General features: G+C 63.5%; 21 protein-coding genes. 10 read left to right on the top strand and 11 right to left on the bottom strand.

Annotated features, from left to right (window positions below):
- Positions 1–107: 107 nt before the first annotated feature.
- Positions 108–824 carry an MIP/aquaporin family protein gene (locus E3T31_RS11730; RefSeq protein ID WP_241977941.1) on the top strand — a complete coding sequence of 239 codons (717 nt, stop codon included), beginning with the start codon at positions 108–110 and terminating at the stop codon, positions 822–824.
- Positions 825–915: 91 nt separating this feature from the next.
- Positions 916–2430, top strand: a complete 1515-nt coding sequence (gene glpK / locus E3T31_RS11725) for a glycerol kinase GlpK (RefSeq protein ID WP_134468859.1) — start codon at positions 916–918, stop codon at positions 2428–2430.
- A gap of 28 nt (positions 2431–2458) precedes the next feature.
- Here glpK and trpD read toward each other — a convergent pair whose 3' ends face one another.
- Positions 2459–3511, bottom strand: coding sequence for an anthranilate phosphoribosyltransferase (gene trpD, locus E3T31_RS11720; protein WP_134468858.1), 1053 nt, complete (start codon positions 3509–3511; stop codon positions 2459–2461).
- 143 nt (positions 3512–3654) lie between these two features.
- On the opposite strand from trpD, the gene E3T31_RS11715 reads away from it, so the two are divergent.
- From E3T31_RS11715 to E3T31_RS11695, 5 genes are all read left to right on the top strand, one after another.
- Positions 3655–4284, top strand: coding sequence for a heme-copper oxidase subunit III (locus E3T31_RS11715; protein ID WP_233195253.1), 630 nt, complete (start codon positions 3655–3657; stop codon positions 4282–4284).
- A 37-nt stretch (positions 4285–4321) separates the two neighbouring features.
- Complete coding sequence (locus E3T31_RS11710; protein WP_134468856.1) at positions 4322–5137, top strand: cytochrome c; 816 nt, start codon at positions 4322–4324, stop codon at positions 5135–5137.
- A gap of 95 nt (positions 5138–5232) precedes the next feature.
- Positions 5233–6306, top strand: coding sequence for a ubiquinol-cytochrome c reductase iron-sulfur subunit (locus E3T31_RS11705; protein ID WP_134468855.1), 1074 nt, complete (start codon positions 5233–5235; stop codon positions 6304–6306).
- A complete protein-coding gene (locus E3T31_RS11700) occupies positions 6303–7979 on the top strand; it encodes a ubiquinol-cytochrome c reductase cytochrome b subunit (RefSeq protein WP_134468854.1) in 1677 nt (558 codons plus the stop codon). Before E3T31_RS11705 ends, E3T31_RS11700 begins: the two co-directional genes overlap by 4 nt.
- Positions 7980–8012: 33 nt before the next feature.
- Positions 8013–8852, top strand: a complete 840-nt coding sequence (locus E3T31_RS11695; protein ID WP_134468853.1) for a methyltransferase domain-containing protein — start codon at positions 8013–8015, stop codon at positions 8850–8852.
- Between the two features lie 171 nt (positions 8853–9023).
- On the opposite strand, the gene E3T31_RS11690 is transcribed toward E3T31_RS11695, so the two are convergent.
- From E3T31_RS11690 to E3T31_RS11670, 5 genes are all read right to left on the bottom strand, one after another.
- The gene (locus E3T31_RS11690) at positions 9024–9446 is read right to left on the bottom strand and encodes a cytochrome c oxidase subunit 4 (RefSeq protein ID WP_134468852.1); all 423 of its coding nucleotides are present in this window, start codon (positions 9444–9446) and stop codon (positions 9024–9026) included.
- Positions 9447–11177 carry a cytochrome c oxidase subunit I gene (ctaD, locus tag E3T31_RS11685; protein ID WP_092448624.1) on the bottom strand — a complete coding sequence of 577 codons (1731 nt, stop codon included), beginning with the start codon at positions 11175–11177 and terminating at the stop codon, positions 9447–9449.
- 3 nt (positions 11178–11180) lie between these two features.
- Complete coding sequence (coxB, locus tag E3T31_RS11680; protein ID WP_134468851.1) at positions 11181–12071, bottom strand: cytochrome c oxidase subunit II; 891 nt, start codon at positions 12069–12071, stop codon at positions 11181–11183.
- A gap of 256 nt (positions 12072–12327) precedes the next feature.
- The gene (erpA, locus tag E3T31_RS11675) at positions 12328–12711 is read right to left on the bottom strand and encodes an iron-sulfur cluster insertion protein ErpA (protein WP_134468850.1); all 384 of its coding nucleotides are present in this window, start codon (positions 12709–12711) and stop codon (positions 12328–12330) included.
- A 130-nt stretch (positions 12712–12841) separates the two neighbouring features.
- On the bottom strand, positions 12842–14290 hold the full coding sequence (locus E3T31_RS11670; protein WP_134468849.1) for a dipeptidase: 1449 nt from the start codon (positions 14288–14290) through the stop codon (positions 12842–12844).
- Positions 14291–14328: 38 nt separating this feature from the next.
- Here E3T31_RS11670 and E3T31_RS11665 point away from each other — a divergent pair, with 38 nt between their 5' ends.
- Positions 14329–14922 carry a DUF3043 domain-containing protein gene (locus E3T31_RS11665; RefSeq protein ID WP_134468848.1) on the top strand — a complete coding sequence of 198 codons (594 nt, stop codon included), beginning with the start codon at positions 14329–14331 and terminating at the stop codon, positions 14920–14922.
- Between the two features lie 39 nt (positions 14923–14961).
- Here E3T31_RS11665 and E3T31_RS11660 read toward each other — a convergent pair whose 3' ends face one another.
- On the bottom strand, positions 14962–16107 hold the full coding sequence (locus E3T31_RS11660) for an alkaline phosphatase family protein (RefSeq protein ID WP_241977860.1): 1146 nt from the start codon (positions 16105–16107) through the stop codon (positions 14962–14964).
- Positions 16108–16229: 122 nt separating this feature from the next.
- Between E3T31_RS11660 and E3T31_RS11655 the strand changes: the two genes are divergently transcribed.
- Positions 16230–18719 carry a DNA topoisomerase (ATP-hydrolyzing) subunit A gene (locus E3T31_RS11655; RefSeq protein ID WP_134468847.1) on the top strand — a complete coding sequence of 830 codons (2490 nt, stop codon included), beginning with the start codon at positions 16230–16232 and terminating at the stop codon, positions 18717–18719.
- A 182-nt stretch (positions 18720–18901) separates the two neighbouring features.
- Here the strand turns inward: E3T31_RS11655 and E3T31_RS11650 are convergent, their stop codons facing one another.
- Positions 18902–20980 (bottom strand): type IIA DNA topoisomerase subunit B, encoded by a 2079-nt coding sequence (locus E3T31_RS11650; RefSeq protein WP_134468846.1) that lies wholly within the window; start codon positions 20978–20980, stop codon positions 18902–18904.
- Between the two features lie 193 nt (positions 20981–21173).
- Between E3T31_RS11650 and E3T31_RS11645 the strand changes: the two genes are divergently transcribed.
- Complete coding sequence (locus E3T31_RS11645; protein ID WP_166787589.1) at positions 21174–21425, top strand: hypothetical protein; 252 nt, start codon at positions 21174–21176, stop codon at positions 21423–21425.
- 105 nt (positions 21426–21530) lie between these two features.
- Here the strand turns inward: E3T31_RS11645 and E3T31_RS11640 are convergent, their stop codons facing one another.
- Genes E3T31_RS11640 through E3T31_RS11630 form a run of 3 tightly spaced genes read right to left on the bottom strand, consistent with a single transcriptional unit; the run spans position 21531 to position 24895 of the window.
- Positions 21531–22292 (bottom strand): type 1 glutamine amidotransferase, encoded by a 762-nt coding sequence (locus E3T31_RS11640; protein ID WP_134468845.1) that lies wholly within the window; start codon positions 22290–22292, stop codon positions 21531–21533.
- A complete protein-coding gene (locus tag E3T31_RS11635) occupies positions 22293–23573 on the bottom strand; it encodes a MurT ligase domain-containing protein (RefSeq protein ID WP_166788486.1) in 1281 nt (426 codons plus the stop codon). It lies immediately after the preceding gene.
- Positions 23574–23617: 44 nt separating this feature from the next.
- Complete coding sequence (locus E3T31_RS11630) at positions 23618–24895, bottom strand: RNA polymerase sigma factor (RefSeq protein ID WP_134468843.1); 1278 nt, start codon at positions 24893–24895, stop codon at positions 23618–23620.
- Between the last annotated feature and the right edge of the window lie 119 nt (positions 24896–25014).

Genomic DNA, 25014 nt, shown 5'->3' with positions numbered 1-25014 from the left:
CCATCCGCTCACCGTAGAGGGGTAGCTTCGGCATCCCCGGCCTGATCAGGAAGGTTCTCGTGGAAAATATCGGAGCTGTTTTCGTCTCGGAAGTTGTGGGCACAGCGATGCTGGTTCTGCTCGGAACCGGCGTCGTCGCCAACGTGGCTTTGGCCAAAAACAAGGGGCTCGGTGGTGGGTTCCTCATGGTGACCTTCGGCTGGGGCTTTGCGGTGTTCGCCGGCGTCATCGTGGCCTACCGCTCGGGGGCGCACCTCAATCCTGCCGTTACCCTGGGTCTCGTCGCGAATGGTGCCCAGGAATTCGGCATGGGCGTTCCCGTCAATGCCCTGTCTGTTATGGCCTACATTGGGGCCCAAATGATCGGCGCAATTCTCGGCGCCATCGCCTGCTGGCTCGCGTATAAGCAGCACTTCGACGCCGAACCCGACCCGGCCAACAAACTCGGGGTTTTCTCAACCGGGCCGGCCATCCGCTCGTACGGTTGGAACCTGGTCACCGAAATTATCGGCACCTTCGTGCTGGTCTTCGTTGTCATCGCCTTTGGCGGTGATCGCCAGGGAGCCAGCGGCGGCCTGGCGGCTCTCGGCGCGCTTCCCGTCGCCATCCTCGTTATCGCCATTGGCGCTTCCCTAGGTGGGCCAACCGGGTATGCCATCAACCCCGCCCGTGACCTCGGCCCGCGCATCGCCCACTTCATCCTGCCGATTAGGGGCAAGGGCAGCTCGGACTGGGCCTATTCCTGGGTACCCGTCGTTGGCCCGATCATCGGCGGGCTGCTAGCCGGCTGGGCTGCACTGGCTCTGCTCCCCCTCGTCAGCTAACGCACTCGAGCGTGTCGGTCCTCCGGGAGCCGACGCGTTCGGGAGCACCTACCGGTACCTCGCGCACCATCCACAAGGAGGACACATCCCAATGACTGACTACATTCTCGCGATCGACCAGGGAACGACCAGTTCCCGCGCCATCATTTTCGACAAGGGTGGATCCATCGTGTCAACCGGGCAGTTGGAGCACGAACAGATCTTTCCGCAGGCCGGCTGGGTTGAACACGACCCGAAAGAAATCTGGGACAACACCCGCGAGGTGATCGGCCAGGCCTTGTCCAAAGCCAATCTCACCCGCCACGATATCAAAGCCATCGGCATCACCAACCAGCGCGAAACCACCGTGGTCTGGGACAAGACGACCGGCATTCCGGTGTACAACGCCATCGTCTGGCAGGACACCCGCACCCAGCCCATTGTCGACCGCCTGGCCGCCGACGGCGGCGTGGAACGATTCAAGCACAAGGTAGGCCTGCCCCTGGCCACCTACTTCTCCGGCACCAAAATCGTCTGGATCCTCGAAAACGTCGAGGGCGCCCGCGCGAAAGCGGATGCCGGTGATCTCTTGTTCGGCACCACCGACTCCTGGGTCCTCTGGAACCTGACCGGTGGGGTCGACGGCGGCGTCCACGCCACCGACGTCACCAACGCGAGCCGCACTCTGTTCATGGACCTCGAAACTCTGCAGTGGGACGACGAGATCCTGGCCATCTTCGACGTGCCAAAATCAATGCTGCCGTCGATTCGTTCCTCATCGGAGGTCTACGGAACGGCCCATGGCTCAAGCCTGCTCCGGGAAGTTCCCGTCGCGGGTATCCTCGGTGACCAGCAGGCCGCGACCTTCGGCCAGGCCGCGTTCGACCAGGGCGAGGCCAAGAACACCTACGGCACCGGAAACTTTCTGATCTTCAACACCGGCACCGAAATCGTGCACTCCAAGAACGGTCTGCTCACGACCCTCGGATACCAGCTGGGCGATGCGGCGCCGCACTATGCCCTCGAGGGGTCCATCGCCGTCACCGGTTCTCTCGTGCAGTGGATGCGGGACAACCTCGGCCTGATCGGCTCGGCGGCCGAAATCGAAGATCTCGCCAAAACGGTCGAGGACAACGGTGGCGCCTATTTCGTGCCGGCATTTTCGGGGCTGTTCGCGCCATACTGGCGATCCGACGCGCGCGGCGCTCTGGTCGGCCTGACCCGGTTCGTGAACAAGGGGCACATCGCCCGGGCGGCGCTCGAGGCGACAGCATTTCAGACTCGGGAGGTGATTGACGCGGTCAATGCCGACTCCGGTGTCCCCCTGACCGAGATCAAGGTCGACGGTGGCATGATCGCCAACAACACCCTCATGCAATTTCAGGCCGATATCCTCGGCGTTCCCGTGGTGCGTCCCGTCGTCGCCGAGACGACCGCCCTGGGTGCCGCCTACGCGGCCGGCCTCGCCGTCGGGTATTGGAGCGGACTCGACGAACTGCGCACAAACTGGCAGGAGGACAGCCGCTGGACGCCCCAGATGAACGACGAAGAACGCAACCGTCAGCTGCGCAACTGGAAGAAGGCCGTCACCAAGACGTTCGGTTGGGTCGACGAGGACGTGTTGTAGCGGGCGACCGAGTGTACGGAGGCCGGGGTCAGATCCGGGTCGCCGCCACCCAGGCGGACAATTTGGCCGTGGCCGCACCGGAGTCAATCGCTTCGGCAGCCACGACCAGCTTGCTGCGAAAACGATCCAAAATCGCAACCTGCACCTGAGCGGGATCGTTGGCGAGGTCGAAGGCGACGAGTCCGGCTGCGGCGTTGAGCAGCACGATGTCCCGAATCGGTCCCTGACCGCCGGCAAGCACGGAATGCACGACATCGGCGTTGTGCCGTGGGGAGCCACCAACCAGGTCGCTGATCTGCGCCCGCTCAATGCCGAGGTCACGCGGGTCAATGTCATGTTCGGTCACGAGGCCGCGGGAGACCTCCCAAATGTGGCTGTGCCCGGTCGTGGTCAGCTCGTCGAGCCCGTCGTCACCGCGAAATACAAGAGCGGTCGCACCGCGGGTCTGAAACACGCCGACGAAGAGGGGGACCCGATCCAGGTTCGCCACACCGACAGCGGATGCCTCCGGCCTGGCCGGATTGCACAGGGGGCCGAGGTAGTTGAACACGGTGGGGATGCCCAATTCGCTCCGGGTGAGGGCTGCGTGCCTAAAGCCCGGGTGAAAGGCCGCCGCAAAGGCGAAGGTAATTCCGGTCTCCTCAAAGACCTGCGCCACCCGAGCGGCGTCTCGCGACAGGTCAATGCCGAGTTCACCGAGTACGTCTGACGACCCGGAAGCTGAGCTGGCCGCCCGGTTTCCGTGTTTGACGACCGGCACGCCGGCCGCCGCACAGACGATCGATGCCATGGTCGAAATGTTGACCGTGCCGAACTGGTCGCCGCCGGTTCCGACGATGTCGAGCGCCATCGGATTGACGGGGAGTTCAATGGCATGCTCCAGCACAGCATCCCGAAAACCGACGATCTCATCGACGGTCTCCCCCTTGGCTCGCAAAGCGACCAGGAAGGCTCCGAGTTGGGAGGGGCTGGCCTCGCCGAGCATGATCCGTTCCATGCTCCATGCGGCGTCTGCCACGCTCAGGTCCCGACCGGACAGGAGGGAATCTAAAATCTTTGGCCAAGTCTGCGATTCGAGCATGTTTTCGATCTTAGGAGAACGGGGCCGACTCGCCCGAATTCACAACGAAACCACCCGGGAAAAGAACCACTCCATCGGGCATAAAAGGTCACTTGCATGGCAGATTGAGAAAAACCTGGGGGAATATCGGCCATAATGGAGGGGTGACCAGCACCTCAATTACTCAGACGGCGAGTGCGCCCGTTGTGAACCGGCCTAACAGCGTGGCTGTGGGCACCATTGTGTGGTTGGGCAGCGAAGTGATGTTCTTCGCGGGGCTCTTCGCCATCTACTTCACACTTCGTTCGACCTCTTCCGAGCTCTGGCTCTTCGAGGCGGACAAGCACAATTTCACCTTTGCGTTGATCAACACGCTCGTGTTGGTGTCTTCGTCGGTGACCTGTCAGTTCGGGGTGTTTGCCGCCGAGCGGCTGCAGGCCCGGTCGACCGGCTGGAAGCCGAGCGAGTGGGGCATGGTCGAGTGGTTCTTCCTCACCTACGCCCTCGGCGCGATCTTCGTCACCGGCCAGGTGTTCGAATACGCCACCCTGGTGTCCGAGGGAATCTCACTCTCCTCCAACGCCTACGGTTCAGCCTTCTACATCACGACCGGCTTCCACGGAATTCACGTGACGGCGGGCCTGATCGCCTTCCTTTTGGTTATTGGGCGCGGTTTCGCGGTCAAGAACTTCGGACACAAGGAAGCCACCAGCGCCATCGTGGTTTCGTACTACTGGCACTTCGTCGACGTCGTCTGGATCGGGCTCTTCCTGGTCATCTACGTTCTTAAATAGAAGTTCTTACTGAGAAACGGGAGCGGACTACTTCAGCATGACCACGATCAAAAAGACTCGAGCACGCCGACCACGCAAAACCGGACGTCGCCACCCGCTCGCCAGCGTTGCCCTCATCGCCATCGGATTGCTGTTCACCGGAGGCGCCTATGCGGCCTTCAGTACCAGCACCGCCGTTGCGACAACTGATGCTTCCTCCCAGCAGACCATCGCTGAGGGCCAGAAGCTCTTCGCCGCAAACTGTGCAACCTGCCATGGACTGAGCGCCCAGGGTTCCGCAGAAGGCCCCAGCCTGATCGGAGTCGGCGCAGCCTCGGTCGACTTCCAAGTCGGCACCGGACGGATGCCCATGCAGATGCAGGGCCCGCAGGCACAGAAGAAGCCGGTACAGTTCACGTCTGAGCAAATCGCAGCTCTCGCGGCCTATGTCGCTTCGCTGGCCCCCGGCCCCGCAATTCCAGCGGCTGAATTGCTCGACGCTGCTGCTGGCGATGCGGCAAACGGCGCAGAGCTGTTCCGCATCAACTGCGCGATGTGCCACAACGTGGCCGGCGCTGGCGGCGCCCTGACCGAGGGTAAGTTCGCCCCCGCGATCGAGAACGTGTCGGCGCAGCACATCTACGAGGCCATGATCACCGGCCCACAGAACATGCCCGTCTTCAACGACATGAACATCACGCCGGAAGATAAGCGCGACATCATCACCTACCTCAAGTACGTCGAGGACAACCCGTCTCCGGGCGGCTTAGCACTCGGTTCCCTGGGGCCGGTGGCTGAGGGCCTCTTCATCTGGATCTTCGGGCTGGGCGCAATCGTGGCCCTGACCGTGTGGATCACCGCAAAATCCAACTGATGACCGGGAATCGGTCTTGACCAGTTCCCCCGTTTCACCCGAACGCCGCGCAGCACGAGCGCGCAGAGTATTTTCACAGCCCACAAAGGAGAACAATGGTCAAGGACGATAACGGCGCGGAGGACGTAACCGCCGCCGACTCGCCTGGCGACTCGCTTGCTCCAATCGCCGCAAGCACCGCCGTCGTCACACGGGATTCCCTGGTCAACCCGGGGTTCCCACCGCATCGTCCGCGCATCACCGACCTTGACCACAAGGAAGAGCGCAAGGCGGAGCGCGCTGTCTACACGTTGTTCTACGTTTCCATCGTGGGTAGTGTTTTCGCGATCGCCGCCTACATGGCCTTTCCCATCGTCCCGGAAGATCCGGGATCCGTACGCCTGAACAACCTGTTCATCGGTCTTGGGCTCAGCCTCGCGTTACTCGCCATCGGTATCGGTGCTGTGCACTGGGGCAAGGCCCTCATGAGTGATCATGAAGGCGTTGACGAACGCCATCCGGTTCGTGGAACCGAACCCGTTCGGGCCCGCGCCGTGGAGATATTTCAGCAGGCAAATGAAGAATCCGGCTTCGGTCGTCGCACGCTCATTCGTAACAGCCTGATCGGCGCGCTCGTCGTCTTCCCGCTGCCTGCCGTTGTCCTGTTCCGCGGGCTCGGTCCGATGGACCAGAACCCCGTCGACCTCCTAAACGAAACCATGTGGAAAAAGGGCGTCCGCCTGACCATGGACCCGAGCGGCACACCGATCAAGGCCTCGGATGTCACGTTGGGATCGTCCTTCCACGTCATTCCGGAAGGGCTGTCCGAGATGGAGCATGGTCGCCTGGAAGAAAAGGCCAAGGCAGCCGTCCTGCTAATTCGTATGGACCCAGCGGACCTGGTAGAATCAGAGGATCGCAAGACCTGGTCCTACCAGGGCATCGTGGCGTACTCAAAGATTTGCACCCACGTAGGATGCCCGGTGGCACTGTATGAACAGCACACCCACCACCTGCTCTGCCCGTGTCACCAGTCGCAGTTCGACGTTGAGAACCACTGCAAGGTCATCTTCGGACCGGCGAAGCGGGCACTACCCCAGCTCCCGATTGCCGTGGACGCTGAGGGCTACCTGATCGCGCAGAGCGATTTCACTGAACCAGTCGGCCCGAGTTTCTGGGAGCGAGCATGACAACCGTAAACACCCGCGAATCCGCTGGGGATCAAACCGTCGGGGCGAAGAAGGCCGGTGGCTTCACCGCCACGGCCGCCAACTACATCGACGAGCGCACAAGCATCTCTGGCGCGGTCAAAGAACTTGGTCGCAAGATCTTCCCTGACCACTGGTCCTTCCTCCTCGGCGAAGTTGCGCTCTACAGCTTCGTTATCATCCTGCTGTCCGGGTCTTTCCTGACCTTCTTCTTCCAGGCTTCCATGGCGGAGGTCGTCTATGACGGCTCCTACGCGCCGCTCAAGGGCATCCCGATGTCGGTAGCGATGTCGTCGACCATGGACATTTCGTTTGACATTCGTGGTGGCCTGCTCATGCGCCAGGTACACCACTGGGCAGCTCTTCTGTTTGTCGCCGCCATCGGGCTGCACATGCTGCGGATCTACTTCACCGGTGCGTTCCGCAAGCCGCGCGAGCTCAACTGGGTCATCGGGTTCATCCTGTTCATCCTCGCCATGGCCGAAGGATTCACTGGCTACTCCCTCCCTGACGACCTGCTCTCCGGTAACGGTCTGCGCATCATCGACGGTCTGGTCAAGGGCATCCCGGTTATCGGAACCTGGACCTCCTTCTTGCTCTTCGGCGGAGAATTCCCCGGCACCGATATAGTTGGACGGCTGTACTCGCTGCACATCCTGTTGCTGCCGGCGATCATCGTCGCGTTGATCGCGATGCACCTCCTCTTCGTCGTCGTGCACAAGCACACCCAGTACCCGGCGGCCGGACACACCAACCAGAATGTGGTCGGATATCCGGTGCTCCCCGTGTACGCTGCCAAGGCCGGTGGGTTCTTCTTCATCGTCTTCGGCGTCGTCATGCTGATCGCGTCCCTGTTCACGATCAACCCGATCTGGAATTATGGTCCGTATGACCCGTCACCGGTGTCTGCCGGTACTCAGCCGGACTGGTATATCGGTTTCGCTGACGGCGCCATGCGCCTGATTCCGCCGGGGTGGGAGGTCGTGTGGCTGAACCACACCTACTCGCTCAACATCGTGGTCGTACTGGCCGTGGTTGGACTGTTCATCGTCACCGTCATGGTCTACCCGTTCATCGAAGCCTGGATCACCGGGGACAAGCGCGAGCACCACGTGTTGGATCGTCCGCGCAACGCCCCGACCCGCACCGCTATCGGTGCTGCCGGCGTCACGTTCTACGCCTCACTCTGGGCTGCAGCGTCGTCGGACATCATGGCCACGCATTTCCACCTCACCATGGAAGGTGTTATCCACACCCTCCAGGCCACAACGTTGCTGGGACCGATTCTGGCTTTCTTCATCGCCAAGCGCGTCTGCCTCGCGTTGCAGAAGAAGGACCGCGAGATCGTGCTGCACGGCTACGAGTCAGGCCGGATCGTTCGACTGCCCGGCGGCGAGTTCGTCGAAGTGCACCAGCCGGTCGATGAGTACGAGCGCTGGAAACTGGTGAGTTACAGCGACTTCAAGCCGCTCATGCTTCGGCCCAACGCCCAGGGCAAGATCGGCCCCGCCGAGAAGGTTCGCGCCGGACTGTCCCGGTGGTTCTTCGAAGACCGGATCACTCCGGTCACGCAGACCGAGCTGAATCGCGCTCACAGCGACCACCCCGCAGCGATCACCGACCAGGAACACCAGGCGGCGATCACCGATAAGTAGCGCTCTTCAGGCACCACCACAGATCGGGCATCGATGTCACTCCAGACGTTATCGGAGTGGCTTCGGTGCCCGAACTGCTTTCTGCCCCTCGCTCCGACGGGCGCACTCCGATTGGGATGCGGCACGGGGCATTCCTTTGACGTCAACAAGCGCGGTTTCATCAACCTCCTCACCGGCCCGCCCAAGTTCATCGGCGACAGCGCAGCCATGCTCGATGCCCGCGACAGTTTTCTCGCGGCCGGCTGGTACGAGCCGCTCCAGGCCGCCATTCGCGTCGTCATTTCCCCCGAGCATCCCCGCCGTATTCTGGACGTAGGCTGCGGTACCGGCTACTATCTGCGCGAGGCATTGCCCCTAGGCGAGGACGTTCGGGCGCTTGGCATGGACCTCTCCCCCACTGCGGTGAGCCGAACCATCCGCTCGCATGACCGCATTGACGGGCTGGTAGCGGATGTCTGGTCCCCGCTGCCCGTGCAGGACGCTGCGGTCGATGTCATCCTCAACGTGTTCGCGCCCCGCAATGCTGCGGAATTCCATCGCGTTCTCCGACCCGGCGGGCTGCTGCTCGTGGTGGTCCCCCGACCGACGCATTTGCGAGAGCTCCGGCGGGCCGGCCTGGCCGTGGAGATACAGGCCGACAAGGCCGCGCACCTCGAAGTCAGCCTCGCGGCCTGGTTCGCCCTGGAGAGCGCCCAGCACCTCGAAGAAACCGTAGCGCTCTCAGTGGCCGAGGTGGCCTCGCTCATCGGCATGGGCCCGTCGTCGCACCACGCTGCACCGACGGGCCCTGAGCCGGTCCCAGCTTCGGTGCAGGACGTGACGATCGCCTTCGACATCTTCGGGTTTCGGCGCCGCGCCACGGACCCGCGCTGAGACAGCCCGACCGGGACACAGACCTGCGCTGGCACACCCGACCCGGACACTGCCCGGCGCTGTCACAGTCTGACTCCAACACGCACCTGCCCTGACACGGCCTGGCCGAACGTTAAACGACGATACCGACCTGCCAGCAGCGGCAGATCGGTATCGGTTGGTGTTGTGTGTTTAGCGGGCGAACACGCCGCGGTAGTACTCGTACACCCATCCGGTTAGGGAGATCAGACCCAGGCCGAGTCCAATGAAGGAGACCCAGAAACCCACGGCGAGACCGAGGAAGACCAGCGCCGTGGCGGCGGCCAGAAAAATCGGCCACCAGCTCCACGGGCTGAAGAAGCCCATCTCGGGATCCCCGTCGTCGATGTTGCCATCGAGACGGTCCTCGGGAAGCTCCCCACCCTGAGCGGCGTGCACCTTGTCCAGGTAGAACGCGACGAAGGCCACGAGCAGCGTGGACAGGGCGAGCATGAACGTGCCGGCCCACTCAATCTGGCCGTGGAAGGGATCGAGCAGGCTCCAGCCGACGTACACAACCGTGACGATTCCGAAGAAGACGGTGAGCACCCAGAGCAGGTTGACGTTGGTCTTCACTTATTTCACCTGATTCGAGTCGATGTCGTAGACGGGCGCATCGGGCGCATCCTTGCCGGGTCCGATTCCGACGGGGATGCCAGCTTCGGGGTGGTTGAGGTCGAAGGCCGGGCGTTCGGACCGAATGCGGGGAATGGAGGTGAAGTTGTGTCGCGGCGGCGGGCAAGACGTGGCCCACTCGAGCGAGGAGCCGTAGCCCCACGGGTCGTTGACCGTGACCAGGGGCGCCTTGCGGGCCGTGATGTACACGTTCAGGAAGAACGGGATCATGGACACGGCGAGGATCATGGCGCCAATGGTTGATACCTGGTTCATCCAGGTGAAACCATCCTCCGGCGAGTAGGTGGCGTACCGACGCGGCATTCCCATAACTCCGAGCCAGTGCTGGATCAGGAATGTGGTGTGGAAGCCGATGAACAGCAACCAGAAGTGCCACTTGCCGAGACTCTCGTTGAGCATCTTGCCGGTCCACTTGGGCCACCAGAAGTAGAACCCGCTGAACATGGCGAATACGACGGTACCGAAGACCACGTAGTGGAAGTGGGCGACGACGAAGTAGGTGTCGGATACGTGGAAGTCGAGCGGCGGCGAGGCCAGGATCACGCCGGTGAGACCACCGAAGGTGAACGTGACGAGAAAGCCGATGGCCCAGATCATGGGCGTCTCGAAGGTCAGCGACCCTCGCCACATGGTGCCGATCCAGTTGAAGATTTTCACCCCGGTGGGGACCGCGATGAGCATGGTCATGAGCGAGAAGAACGGTAGCAGCACCGAGCCGGTGACGTACATGTGGTGCGCCCAGACCGAGATGGACAGCGCGGCGATGGAGATGGTCGCGTAGATCAGCGTCTTGTACCCGAACATCGGCTTGCGGCTGAACACCGGGAAGACTTCAGACACGATGCCGAAGAACGGCAGGGCGATGATGTACACCTCGGGGTGTCCAAAAAACCAGAACAAGTGTTGCCAGAGTATGGCACCACCGTTGGCCGAGTCGTAGATGTGCGAGCCGAAGATCCGGTCGGATGCGGCGGCGAGCATGGCTGCGGCAAGCACCGGGAACACCATCAAGGCGAGCAGAGCCGTGATGAGCGTGTTCCAGGTGAAGACGGGCATCCGCCACATCGTCATTCCAGGGGCGCGCATGGTGATAATTGTGGTGATGAAGTTGACCGAGCCGAGAATGGTACCGAAGCCCGACAGGCCCAGCCCGACCATCCACAGGTTGCCGCCGATTCCCGGTGAGAATGTCGTGCTGGCGAGCGGCTGGTAGGCGAACCATCCGAAGGACGCAGCACCCTGCGGGGTCAGGAACCCGGCAACGGCGATGAGGCTGCCGAAGTTGAAGAACCAGTACGCGAGCGCGTTGAGACGCGGGAACGCAACGTCGGGAGCGCCGATCTGCAGCGGAACGAGGAAGTTGGCGAATCCGAAGAACAGCGGTGTCGCGAACATCAGCAACATGATTGTGCCGTGCATCGTGAACAGCTGGTTGTACTGCTCCTTCGTCTGCACGACGTCGAGTCCGGGGGCGAACAGCTGGGCGCGAATGATGAGTGCCATGACGCCGCCGAGGCAGAAGTAGATGAACGACGTGATCAGGTACATGTACCCGATGACTTTGTGGTCGGTGGAGGTGATCCACCGAACGAGGATATTTCCCTTGGGCTCCGCAGACGGAGAGACCGGCAGTGCCGGACGTGACTCGACTGGTGCGATGGTCGTGCTCATGGTTTAGTTGCCCTCCGGAGCCGTCGGGGCACTCGTGCCCGGCTGATTCTGATTGCGGTCGTAATTGTTGTCGAGCTGGCCGACGTTGCCCGCGGAACGCAGAGTCTGGATGTAGGTGTCGTAGTCCTCCTGAGAGACGACCTCGACGTTGAAGAGCATGAGCGAGTGGTACTCGCCGCACAGCTCGGCGCACTTGCCCTTGAAGGTACCGATGCGTTCGGGGATGACCGACATGTAGTTGGTCTTACCGGGAACGACGTCCTTCTTGTACAGGAAATCGATGACCCAGAAGGAGTGGATGACATCGCGAGATTCGAGAGCGATTTCAACCTTCTGGTCGACCGGCAGAACCAGGACGGGAAGTTCAGACTCTATGAGTGAACCGCGTTCACCGTCAGGATCCGGCTGGCCCTGAATGCCCGGTGAATAGACGTCTTCGTCGACATAGTTGAAGTCCCAGGCCCACTGCTTGGCCTGCACCTCGATCTTGACGTCGGGGGTCTCGAATCGGGTCTCAATGGCGATCTGGTCTCGAACCGTGAATGCGAAGAATCCGACGACCAGGATGAGCGGCACGACCGTGTAGAAAATCTCGATCGGCATGTTGTAGCGCAGCTGAACCGGGAGTCCGGTCTGGCCCTTCCGGCGGCGGTAGACCACGATCGTCCAGATGATCAGCCCCCAGGTGATGAGGCCGACGACGAGGAGAACGATCCACCCCGTGGTCCACAGTCCGGCGACGCGATCGGTCTGATTGCTGACCGGCGCTTCACCCTCTTCAGTAAAGCCGGGCAGGAAGCCGTGGAGCTGGGCCTGCGTGCATCCGGCCAGTACAACGGCTAACGTCGCTGCGAGCGGAATAGCAGCCCAACGAAGGCGGTGGTTATTGCGCACCGGGGACCTTTCGGGAGATTCGAGGACACTTCTCAGGAAGTGTTTTGATCCATCCCAGCCTACTCCGCGAGAACGTGCCCGACGTGCACCCTCGGGTCGTGGCGGCGAGGTTTTCTGCAGCGCCACCGCTGATGGCTGGCTAAATCAGGCGAGTCGACGGGAAAACGGCTGGGGAATGACGGGCTGGAAGCAAAAAAAGGCAGGAACATTATCGGGTGATAATGTTCCTGCCCTGCAGGTTTTCTAAAGCGGATGCTTAGCTGAAGGAATCGCCGCAGGCGCAGCTGCCGCCGGCGTTCGGGTTGTCAATGGTGAACCCCTGCTTCTCGATCGTGTCCTCAAAGTTGATCGAGGCACCATCGAGGTACGGGACGCTCATCTTGTCCACGACGACCTCGACACCGTCGAAGTCGACGACGGCATCGCCTTCGAGAACCCGCTCGTCGAAGTACAGCTGGTAGATCAGGCCGGAGCATCCGCCGGGCTGCACGGCGACGCGCAGACGGAGGTCTTCGCGGCCTTCCTGGGTCAGCAGGCTGCGCACCTTGAGTGCCGCGACCTCGGTGAGGGCGATGCCGTGCGCGGCGCTAGGCGTCGCTATGTCAGCGGAGCTGATAGTCGGGGTCATGGTGTCGGTCATGCTTCTCCTTGGTTCGCGCAGTGACTGCTTCGCACGCAGGTTTTGGTCTAGACAATGCTATCTGGGACAACCAGAAAGTCGACCTGGGCATTCCCACGCTCTCATACTTCCCTGAGCGGGGTTCTCGAGGTCAATGACCGGTGCGCTCATTCAGGCGACCGAGCAGGAACGCTTCACTCAGTACGGCCCGTTTGAAAACTCCCAGGTGCAGGGATTCATTCGGGCTGTGGGCGCGGGAGTCAGGGTCTTCTACCCCAGTCACGAGAATCTGCGCGGCCGGGAAAACGCGCACCAAGTCGGCGATGAACGGTATCGAACCGCCGACGCCAATGTCCACCGGCGGCGTGCCCCAGGCATCCGTCATGGCCGTTCGCGCTTCGGTCACGGCCCAGCCGCTGGTGTCGACCAGGAAGGGTTCGCCGGTGTCGATATCGTCGATCTCGACTGACGCGCCGAAGGGGGCGTGCTCACGCAGGTGCGTTTCGATGGCGACCGCGGCCTCGACCGCGGACTGCCCGGGGGCGATGCGCGTGCTGATTCGAACGCTGACGCTCGGTGTGAGCGTGTTCGACGCGTTGTCGACGCTCGGGGCGTCGATGCCGGTGACGGTGAGAGCCGGCTGCGACCAGATTCGACTGAGAATGGAACCGTGTCCGATCGGGCTGACGCCGGGCAGGAGCCCGGTCTCGGCGCGCAGCTGTTCCTCGGAGTAGTCGGGGGTGGGCACGTCGATGCTGGTCAGTCCGGCGACGGCAACCGAACCGTCATCGCCGTACAGCGTCGCGAGCAGTTTGATCATCGCCAGCATGGCGTCCGGGATTGCTCCGCCGAACATGCCGGAGTGCGAAGCATGCTCGAGCGTGCGCACGGTCAACCGCAGGGTGACGTTTCCGCGTAGTGCAGTCGTGATGGCGGGCGTGTTCACGTCCCAGTTGTTGGAATCGGCCACGACGATCACATCGCCGCGCAGGGCCTCGCGGTTCTCATCCAGGAACGTGGCGAACGAGCGGCTGCCGAACTCTTCTTCTCCCTCGATGAACAGCGCGAGCCCCAGATCGAAGTCGCGGCCGACAGCGGCGACGAGAGCTCGAATGGAGGCGATGTGCGCCATCACCCCGGCCTTGTCGTCGGCGGCACCGCGCCCGTAGAGCCGGTCGCCGCGGACGGTCGGGGTGAACGGGTCGGACTCCCAGTCTTCGTCCTTGCCGGGAGGCTGAACGTCATGGTGAGCGTAGAGGAGCACGGTCGGCCGGCCGTTGCGCGCCGGACGAGAGGCGAGAATGGCTGGCTGGCCGACTTCGGTCCCGCCCGGTATACCTGCCTGCACGATGTCGACGGACTCGAACACGTCGAGGTGGCGCACGAGAGCCACTACGGCGTCGGCGCTGGCGGCGACATGGGCACGGTCGAAAGCGGCCCAGGATACCGACGGGATGCGCACCAACGCGCACAGGTCGGCGATCGTGGTGGGGAGCCCCTGTTCGACGGCGGTGCGGAGGGCGTTTTGCGCCCCCGAATCCGCTTCCGAGTGTGCGGCGGAGCCCGTGGTTGGGGAATTTGTCTGTGGGTTACCAGTCATACGGGTAATCTTAAAGCACCCAATTGCAAGGATTTGATGTGGCTAAGACTCCCGTAAACCCCGACGCCCAGCCGTCGATTGAAAGCGCAGACGAGACCGCAGCGCGCCTCGGTCTCGCGCCCACTTCCGGCAAGGGTCAGGCGACCCCCACCCGCAAGAAGCAGGAAGCGGCCAACAAGCGCCCGCTGGTGCCGGACGACCGCAAGCTCGCCGCCAAGCAGGCGCGCGCCAAATCCACAGCAACTCGGGATGTCGCTCGGGCCGGCATGGCTGCCGGAGTCGACAAGTATCTGCCGCTGCGCGAACGCGGTCCGCAGAAGCGCTACGCCCGGGACTACGTCGACGCGCGGTTCAACGTCGGCGAACTGATGATCCCGATCATGTTCCTGGTGATCCTGCTCACGACGATTCCGAGCATTGACGTCTACGCGATCTTCGCGCTCTGGGCATTCTTCATCCTCGCCGTCATCGACTGCGTCGCACTCGGCTTCATTCTCACCAAGAAGATCGAGGCCAAATTCGGCGAGGACAAGGCCGAGCGCATCCGCTGGTATGCAGCCATGCGCGCGCTGCAGCTGCGGCCGATGCGTCTGCCCAAGCCGCAGGTCAAGCGCCGTCAGTACCCGGTCTAACCGCTCCGGCGCCCCAGCCGGGGCGCCGGAATGTCTTCGCTATCGTTCGAAGGCACCCGCACGAATCAGCGGCACGCGCACTTCCTCATCGGTGAGGGAACCGTGCTGCCCGATCATGTTGCGCGCCTTCTGGTTCGCCGGCCGGGAATCGTAGTACGCGATCCCCTTGCGGGCGGCAATGAGCACATCGCCAATGCGCGGCAGCACCTCGTCGGCCACGCGCCCGTAGAGGCCGGCCGCCACCGCCTCAGCGCGGGTGTAGACCCAGGCGCGATCCCCCTGCGACTGCCGCCAGGCATCCGCGAGTGAGTCAGCGTCGACCGCGGACTGCTCCGGTTCGAGGTAGAGCTGCACGCAGCGCGGGTCCCCCGCCACGTGGCGAACCCCGGCGACGAGTGCCGGCTCGGTGTCGAACAGAACGTGTTTGGTGCTCGGCACGTCGATCACGCCGTGGTCTGCGGTGAGGAGCAGCCCCTCATCGGAGCGCAGAGTCGCCGCGAACCGGGTCACCTCCGAGTCGAGGTTCTCGAGCACGGCCAACCAGCGGTCCGACTCCCAGCCGTGCGCGTGGGCGACAACGTCAAGTTCAGCGACGTACAGGTAGATCAGGGCGGCGGGGTTCTCATTCAGGATGCTGCGCGCAGCGGCAAAACGATCGGCCACCTTCTCGGCGGGCACGTACTGAGCCCCGCGCAATACCGCCTGGGTGAAGCCGGAGTCAAAAAACTTTTTCGGGCCGATGGCGAAGCTGGGCACGTTGTCGGCGGCGGCCCGGTCGAAGACGGTGCGGGCCCGCTGCCAGGTCGCGGGCTGCATACCCGCGTCCCAGCCGGTCAGCTGGTTGACGACCCGGTCGCGAGCCGCATCGAGCACCTGGTAGCCGACCAGACCGTGCTGGCCCGGTTCCACCCCGGTGGTCAGGGTCGCTATCCCCGCCACGGTCGTTGCCGGGAAGACTCCGTCGATGATGCTGGATTTGTTGAGGCGGGAAGCCAGAAAACGGGCGTGCCCGGCCCGAGCACGGATCGAGCTGACGCCGAGGCCGTCCGCCAGAATCACGACCGCTTTGCGCACCGCGGGCAACCCGAGCGAATTCGGTCTGGCACAGACGGCATCGAGGGAACTGGTGAGAACATCGGCCAGGCGCAGGGCACTGAATTGGCGGGCCGGTAGCATGGTGAGCATCGGGTTCTATTCTTTCACAGGGACGAACCCGCGCCCTCCAGCGCTCCCGAGAGCGCCCCAGACGTAGTGCAGCCCGACCGGATCGCTCGGTCGCCGCCGCACGCTTGAAGCAGAATTCGCGAATGAGCCGCTCAGACAGCACCACACCCGCCGCCAGCACAGCCAGCACCGAACGCATCGAGGACGTCGATGTCTCGGTCGAGATGCAGGGGTCCTTCCTCGAATACGCCTATTCGGTGATCTACTCGCGCGCCCTGCCCGACGCCAGGGACGGTCTCAAGCCGGTGCAGCGACGCATCCTGTACCAGATGAACGAAATGGGATTGCGTCCCGACAAGGGGCACGTGAAGAGCGCCCGTGTTGTCGGTGAGGTGATGGGCAAGCTGCACCCGCACGGCGACACCGCCATCTATGACGCCCTCGTGCGCATGGCCCAGTCATTCTCGCTTCGGGTGCCGCTGATCGACGGACACGGCAACTTCGGTTCTCTCGACGACGGGCCGGCTGCTCCCCGCTACACCGAAGCCCGTCTGGCGGCCCCGGCCCTCGCCATGACCGAGAACCTCGACGAAGACGTCGTCGACTTCGTGCCCAACTACGACAACCAGCTGACCCAGCCCGATGTGTTGCCGGCTGCCTACCCCAACCTGCTGGTCAACGGCACGAGCGGCATCGCCGTCGGCATGGCGACCAACATGGCACCGCACAATCTGATCGAGGTTGTCGGAGCGGCCCGGCATTTGCTCGCGCACCCGAACGCGACCCTGGACGACGTGATGGAGTTCGTGCCGGGGCCCGACCTGCCCACCGGCGGCACGATAGTCGGTCTGGCTGGCATCAAGGATGCCTACAGCACCGGCCGTGGCAGCTTCAAGACCCGGGCGCGCGTCTCGGTCGAGTCGATCAGCGCCCGCAAGACCGGGCTCGTCGTGACCGAACTCCCCTATCTGGTCGGCCCGGAAAAGGTGATCGAGAAGATCAAGGACGGCGTCAACTCGAAGAAGCTCAGCGGCATCTCCGACGTCACCGACCTGACCGACCGAACCAAGGGGCTTCGTCTCGTAATCGGCATCAAGACCGGGTTCAGCCCCGACGCCGTGCTCGAGCAGCTCTACCGCTACACCCCGCTCGAAGACTCGTTCAATATCAACGCAGTCGCCCTCGTCAACGGAGCCCCGCAGACCCTCGGCCTGCTCGAATTGCTGCACGTCTACGTCAATCACCGCATCGAGGTCGTCACCCGCCGCTCCGCTTACCGGCTGGCCCGCCGCAAGGAACGCCTGCACCTCGTGCTCGGCCTGCTCGTGGCCATTCTCGACATCGACGAGGTCATCCAGGTGATTCGCGCGAGCGACGACACCGAGCAGGCGCGCGCCAAACTCATCGACGTGTTCGACCTGAGCCAGATCCAGGCTGAGTACATTCTGGAACTTCGGCTGCGCCGCCTCACCAAATTCTCTCGCATCGAACTCGAAGCCGAACGCGACCAGTTGCTCGCGGAGATCGCCAAGCTGGAAAAACTACTGTCCTCCAAGGCCGCCATCCGCACTCTGGTCTCTGAGGAGCTCGGTGCCGTCGCCGAAAAATTCGGTACCCCGCGCCGCACGGTACTGACCGAGGCCAAGCCGAGCATCGCCGGCCTCTCGGTCGCCGCCGCCAAACGCCAGGCGGCCGTGCTCGAGGTGCAGGACATCGCTACCCGCATTTTCCTGAGCGTGACCGGTCGCATCGCCCGGGTCGACCTGGTCGCGGTCGACGATTCACTTCCGCAGCGAATCCAGCCGCCCCAGCGACGTAGCAAGCACGACGCCGTGCTCTCCACGCTGGACACGACGAGCCGCACCGAGGTGGGCGCGGTGACCAACCGGGGTCGCCTCATCCGCTTCTCCCCCGTTGATCTGCCCGTGATGCCGCCGACGTCGATTCAACTCGCCGCCGGGGTGCGAATCAGCGAGTACCTCGTGCTGTCCGATAAGAAGGAACACGTACTCGGCATCGTCTCCCTCGACTCCGATCGGGCGATTGCACTCGCCACCCGCCAGGGTATCGTGAAGCGCGTCACTCCCGGGGACTGGGCCAACAAGCCCGACTTCGAGATCGTCGCGCTTAAACCTAAGGACGAAGTGGTCGGCGCGGTCCAGGGCGGCGAGGACGACGACCTCGTCTTCATCACCTCCGACGCCCAACTCTTGCGCTTCACCGCCTCCGGTGTGCGTCCACAGGGCCGGGCAGCCGGCGGCATGGCCGGCATCAAGCTGACGCCGGGTGAGACGGTCGTCTTCTTCACGAGCCTTTCGACCGATGACGTCGCCACGGCGATCGTCGCGACGGTCGCGGCGAGCAGTCAGACCCTGCCTGGGACCGACCCCGGCAGTGCCAAGCTGAGCGACTTCTCTGAGTACCCGGCCAAGGGGCGAGCCACCGGAGGTGTGCGTGCCCAGCGTTTCCTGAAGGGCGAAGATACGCTCGCCGTCGCCTGGGTCGGGCCAGCGCCGGCGCGGGCCGTCGGTCCGGACGGTACTCCCCGTGCCCTCCCCGAGTCCGGATCCCGCCGAGACGCATCCGGGGTCATGCTTGACGCCATCATCGGAGCCATTGGCTCCGAAATATAGGCTCGACGGGCGTAGTCGTGGAGCGGATCCGGCCCGATTCGTTGCGAGTTCAGGAAGAACGAACCGCCGCCACTCTCCGGGCCCACAAACACGCGGTAGTATTTCGGCGACCGGAAGGACGTCCTGAATTAGCCCCCGGTGCGCGTCCATGGACTGGGCTCTGAGCCAAAGCGGGTGTCCGTCTAGACGTCGATGCGATCGCGGGAGAGCTTGTCGGAGCTGTCGATGATGAACTCCTTGCGCGGGGCCACATCGTTACCCATGAGCAGTTCGAACACCTTGCCGGCCGCCTCGGCATCGTCGACGCGCACCCGGCGCAGGGTGCGGTGGGCGCGTTCCATGGTCGTTGTCGCGAGCTGGTCGGCATCCATTTCGCCGAGGCCCTTATAGCGCTGGATCGGGTCTTGGTAGCGGCGATTCTTCTTCTCGAGCGCCGTCAACACCGCGTGCAACTCGGTTTCGGAATAGGTATAGATGGTCTCGTTGGGCTTGCTGCCCGGGTTCATCACGACCACCCGGTGCAGCGGCGGCACCGCAGCGAACACGCGGCCCTCGGTGATCATCGGGCGCATGTAGCGAAAGAACAGGGTGAGCAGCAGGGTGCGAATATGGGCGCCGTCGACATCGGCGTCGCTCATGATGATGACTTTGCCGTAGCGCGCCGCCGACAGGTCGAAGCTGCGCCCGGAGCCGGCACCGATCACCTGGATGATCGAGGCACACTCGGTGTTGGAGAGCATGTCCGAAACGGATGCCTTCTGCACGTTCAGAATCTTGCCGCGGATCGGCAGCAACGCCTGATGCTCACTGTCGCGCGCGAGCTTGGCGGTGCCGAGCGCTGAGTCGCCCTCGACGATGAACAGCTCACTCGTGGACACGTCGTTGCTGCGGCAATCGACCAGCTTGGCCGGCAGGGAGGAACTCTCCAGGGCGTTCTTACGCCGCTGGGTTTCCTTGTGCGCCCTGGCGGAGATGCGCGACTTCATTTCGGCGACGATCTTGTCGAGCAACAGCGCTGACTGGGTTTTGTCGTCACGTTTCGCCGAGGCATAGCGCTCCGCCATGGCCTTGGCGACAACGCTGGCAACGATCGCACGCACGGCCGGCGTGCCGAGCACCTCTTTCGTCTGGCCCTCGAACTGCGGTTCGGGCAGACGCACGGTGAGCACGGCGGTGAGGCCGGCCATCACGTCGTCCTTGTCGAGCTTGTCGCTGCCGACCTTGAGCCGGCGGGCATTCAGCTCCAGCTGACCGCGCAGAAATTTAAGCAGCCCGGCGTCGAAACCGGCCTGGTGCGTGCCTCCCTTCGGCGTGGCGATGATGTTCACGAAACTCTGCACGATCGTGTCGTAGCCGGTCCCCCAGCGCAGGGCGATATCCACCTCGCAATCGCGCACGAGTTCGGTGGGCACCATGGCGCCCCCGTCGGTGAGCACCGGTACGGTTTCGCTGAAGGTGCCGCTGCCGGTCAGCCGCCAGGTGTCGGTGATCGGGGCATCCGTCGCAAGATGCTCGACGAATTCGCTGATCCCGCCATCGAACTGGAACAGGCTGACCACCTGCTCGTCGGTGCGCCGGTCGGCGACCTCGATCGCCAGGCCCGGAACCAGGAACGCCGTCTGCCGGGCCCGGTTCAGCACCTCGTCGGTCTGAAAGGCTGCACCTTTGGTGAAAATCTGCCGGTCGGCCCAATAGCGGATGCGGGTTCCGGTGACGCCGCGCTTGACCTTGCCGATCACCCGCAGCTCGCTCTGGTTCTCAAACGGAGTGAACGGGGCGTCCGGACTTTTCTCCCCCGTGTCGGCGAACAGGCCGGGCTCTCCGCGGTGGAAGGACATGGCCCAGGTCTTGCCGTCCCGGTCGACCTCGACATCGAGACGTTCGGACAGAGCGTTGACGACGGATGCTCCGACCCCGTGCAATCCGCCCGACGCGGCATAGGATCCGCTGCCGAACTTGCCGCCGGCATGCAGTTTGGTGAAGACGACCTCGACGCCGGTCAGGCCGGTCTTGGGTTCGATATCGACCGGGATACCGCGGGCCGTGTCGCGCACCTCGACGCTCTGATCGGGGTGCAGCTCGATATTGATGCTCGCGCCGTGGCCACCGAGGGCCTCGTCAACCGAGTTGTCGATGATCTCCCACAGGCAGTGCATCAGACCGCGAGAGTCGGTCGAGCCGATGTACATGCCGGGGCGTTTGCGCACTGCCTCCAGTCCTTCGAGGACGGATAGGTGGCGCGCAGAATAGTCAGAACTCACAACAACCAAGAATACCGGGGCCAACCGGGGTGCCTTCGCGCAACGCCTGCCGCCCCTCGCGTCTCGCACGGGTCACAACTGAGCAACACGGCTACGCGGTGAGCGAAATACCACCCAATCACCGCGTAAACCCAGCCAGGCCGTGTTTACATTAGTCAAAGGGTTCAAGCAACAAAGTCTGGAGGAGGAGAATATGTCCCAGATCGCCACCGAAAATGGTGCTGTAGACAACGGTGCTGAGAACAAGCAGGGCGCCCCCCACCAGCTCACCGCAGCCGACCGCTGCGATGCCTGTGGTGCCCAGGCCTACATTCGCGTCGTCGTGAAGAACAGTGAGTTGCTGTTCTGTGCTCACCACGGCCGTAAGCACCAGGAGAAGCTCGCGAGCATTGCCGAGAGCTGGCACGACGAGTCAAGTCGTCTGCTCGAAGACCAGCGTTCCTAGCTGGTCAATAATCTCGTTCGGCTCGAGCTGACGAAAGAACGGATGCCGCGCGCGCGGCTGGCTCAGGCCAGTCTCGGGTGCGGTTTCCTCGTTAACGGCCGGCTGCTATTCGGTCGGCTGCCCGAGCCTCAGCGCAACCTGGTTGCGCGCGGTGCGTGCCGTCTCATCGACGGGCTCGGCCACAGCGCCGCGGGAATAGGCGAGACCGCGGCGACGGAATGCCGCCTCGAGCAGGTGATCGGCCAGCCCGGGGTTTCTGGCCAGAACGGGACCGTGCAGGTGGGTGCAGAACACCTCACCCATGGTCAGGCCTTCAATCTGCGGTCCGCTCGGCGGAGCATCCGCATTGCCTGTGCCATGGAGCACCCGGCCCAGCGGGCTCGCCTCAGCGCCGACATAGTCGCGGGCGTGGTTCTCGAACCCGATCAGCCGCCCAAACTTTGACGACACGATGATGTCGTCGGTGGCGCGTTTCGTGCGGGGAACGGCGTGGCCCGCGACCAGTCCGAGTCCCTCGATTACGCTTCCGCCAGCGAGGTCTATCCCCCAGCTGATCAGCTCCCAGCCGGTGCCCACGGCCAGAATGGGCACGCCGGAATTGGACCAGACTCGCAGGTCTCCCAGCAAGGTGCGCAGGGCATCCCTCGCGGGCAGCAGCGCAGCATCCGTTCCCGATCCGATCGACACCGCGTCGACGTGTTCGGGCAGGTCGGCCCGGGTATGCACGTCGACGACTCTCGCTTCGCGGCCGCTCCACCGGGCGCGCTGGGCGAACACGCGAGCATTGCCGGCATCGCCGTTGGTGTCGAGGAGACGGGGCAGCAGCGAGACCACCGTGAAGGGGCGCTCAATCGACGTGGCGGTCATTTACGATTCCTCAACGTTGGAGACGAGGCCGAGGTGGGCGCGGGTGCGCCGCATGCCGTCAGCCGAGAAGATGATCGTTTTCACCCCGGACACGGGATCCGGCAGTGCCAGGAAGGCATCCAGCGCGGTCGGGACGTCGGGTTCGATGCGATCGACCGACACGCCGTCGTAGGCCAGCTGCAGGGCGATGTCGTGCGCCTTCAGTCCGGAGGCGATCAGCACGTGGCCGAGCCCCGAGGTATCGACCGGCCAGAAATAGGAGGGATCCCGCACATCGGAGCCGATGATCACGATGATCTGCTCCGTGCCGGCCTCGAGGCTGTCCACGTTGAGCTGAAAGCTCGACGGGTTTTGCACGAGCACGAATTCGATCATTTTACCGCCGACGGTGACGACTTCGCCGCGACCGAAGACGGCCGGCATAGCCGAGAGTGCGGCACAGGCGGTCGCCGGGTTGAAAGTCTCCCCCAGCGTGGCCTCGGCGGCGCCGAGCGCGGTCAGAGCATCAACGGCGTAGTGGATGCCGCGGGCCGGCAGTGCAATGCTGTGGCTGCCGCCGTTGGAAGGGAATTCCACTTCGGCAGTTCGCCCCGCCATTCCGGTCACTTGGAGTCCCATTCCAGCGGGCAGACGCGATTCGGCGGTGTCGGCGTAGCCCAGGCCACGGGGGTGCAGCGTGAGAACGTCGGCGGTGACGCCGTAGCTGGACACCCGTATGCTCGGTTCGAGCCTGGAGCCGACGTCGGCGAGGTAGCGGTCGTCGGCATTGAGAACCACGGTTTCAGTGGCGCGGGCAGCGATCTTGCCGAGCAGGGCCGCGACCATCTCTGAGTCGTGGAACCGGTCGATCTGGTCGACCATGACGTTGGTGAGGGCGACAACGCGCGGGCTCAGCGAACCGGCGATCAAGGCACCGTGCCCTTCGTCCATTTCGAGAACGGCAACGTCACCGGCGATGCGCCCGGTCAGGGTGACCCGTTCAAGCAGTGCGCTGGTCAAACCCTGGCTGATATTGGCCGTCGACTGGTTGGTGAACACGGTCAGGCCGTGCGCGCGCAGAATGGCGACGAGCATCTTGGTCGTCGTCGACTTGCCACTCGAACCGGTCACGATGACCAGACCGAGCGGAAAGCCGTTGAGGGTGTCGGCCAAAAAACGAGGCGCGATGCGGTTGACGACGACGCCGGGGATGGCCGAGCCACCACCCGGTTTGCGCCACCGGGCTAGAACCCGAACCGCTCGACCAATCAGAATCGCCGGAGCGTACTTCACCGACTTCACGAGAGCAGAGTCACGATCCGGGACCGCCGTGTCAACGCCACTCTTTACTCGAGGTAGTCGCGTAGGGACTGCGACCGGGACGGGTGGCGCAGCTTGGCCATCGTCTTGGACTCGATCTGACGGATGCGTTCACGCGTGACACCGAAGGTGTCGCCGATCTGGTCCAGTGTCTTGGGCATGCCGTCGCCGAGGCCGAAGCGCATTCGAATGACGCCGGCTTCGCGCTCGGAGAGCGAATCGAGCAGGCTCTCGAGCTGCTTCTGCAGCATCGTGAAACCGACGGCATCCGCTGGTACAACGGCCTCGGTGTCTTCGATGAGGTCGCCGAACTCGCTGTCGCCATCCTCACCGAGCGGGGTGTGCAGGGAGATCGGCTCGCGACCGTATTTCTGTACCTCGACGACCTTTTCCGGCGTCATATCGAGTTCGCGGCTGAGTTCTTCGGGCGTGGGTTCACGGCCGAGGTCTTGCAGCATCTGCCGCTGCACCCGGGCGAGCTTGTTGATGACCTCGACCATGTGCACCGGAATACGGATGGTGCGGGCCTGGTCGGCCATTGCGCGGGTGATCGCCTGACGAATCCACCAGGTGGCGTAGGTGCTGAACTTGAAGCCCTTGGTGTAGTCGAACTTCTCGACGGCGCGGATGAGCCCCAGGTTGCCCTCCTGGATCAGGTCGAGAAACTGCATGCCGCGACCGGTGTAGCGCTTAGCCAGCGAGACAACGAGGCGGAGGTTGGCACCGAGCAGATGGCTCTTGGCGCGGGCGCCGTCCTTGGCAACCCACTGCAACTCGCGGCCGAGCGCGTTTTTCTTCTCGACATCGGTCATGACCGACAGCTTGTCCTCAGCGAACAGGCCGGCCTCGATGCGCATGGCCAGTTCGACCTCTTCGGCAGCGTTCAGCAAGGCGACCTTACCGATTTGCTTGAGGTAGTCCTTGACCGGGTCGGCCGTCGCGCCGGTGATGGCACTCGAGTAGACCGGAACCTCATCGTCGTCGTCAACCAGCGACAGCACGAGGGCGCCGCTCGGCAGTGGCTCGGTCGAAGCCGGGCGCTTGGTACCTTCGTCGTCTGAGTCGTCTTCCTCGCCGTCCGGCGCGGTGTCGACGTCGGCTTCATCGTCTTTCTTGACGACCTTGGCCTTGGTGACGCGCTTCTTGGGAGCAGGCTTGTCGACGCCAGCTGCGGTGGCCGCGGACTTCTTCGTCGCGGCGGCCTTGGCTGCTGGAGTCTTGGTGACGGTCTTCTTGACCGTCGTCGTGGGCGCCTCGTCGGTCGCCTCGGTCTTTACGGTGGTTGCCATTGGAGCACCTCTCATGCGGAGTCTTACCTGCTTCTGTGCGACCGGTGACGGCGCCAGATGCGTTTTTGGGCAGAACTTGGACCCATGTCAAGCCCAGGGTTGCCCAAATCAACACTGTAAGTACCACACGGTGT

Source organism: Cryobacterium sp. TMS1-13-1, from assembly GCF_004403125.1.
In the GTDB taxonomy this organism is placed as follows: Bacteria; Actinomycetota; Actinomycetes; order Actinomycetales; family Microbacteriaceae; genus Cryobacterium; species Cryobacterium levicorallinum.
This window is presented reverse-complemented; position numbering and strand designations above follow the sequence as displayed.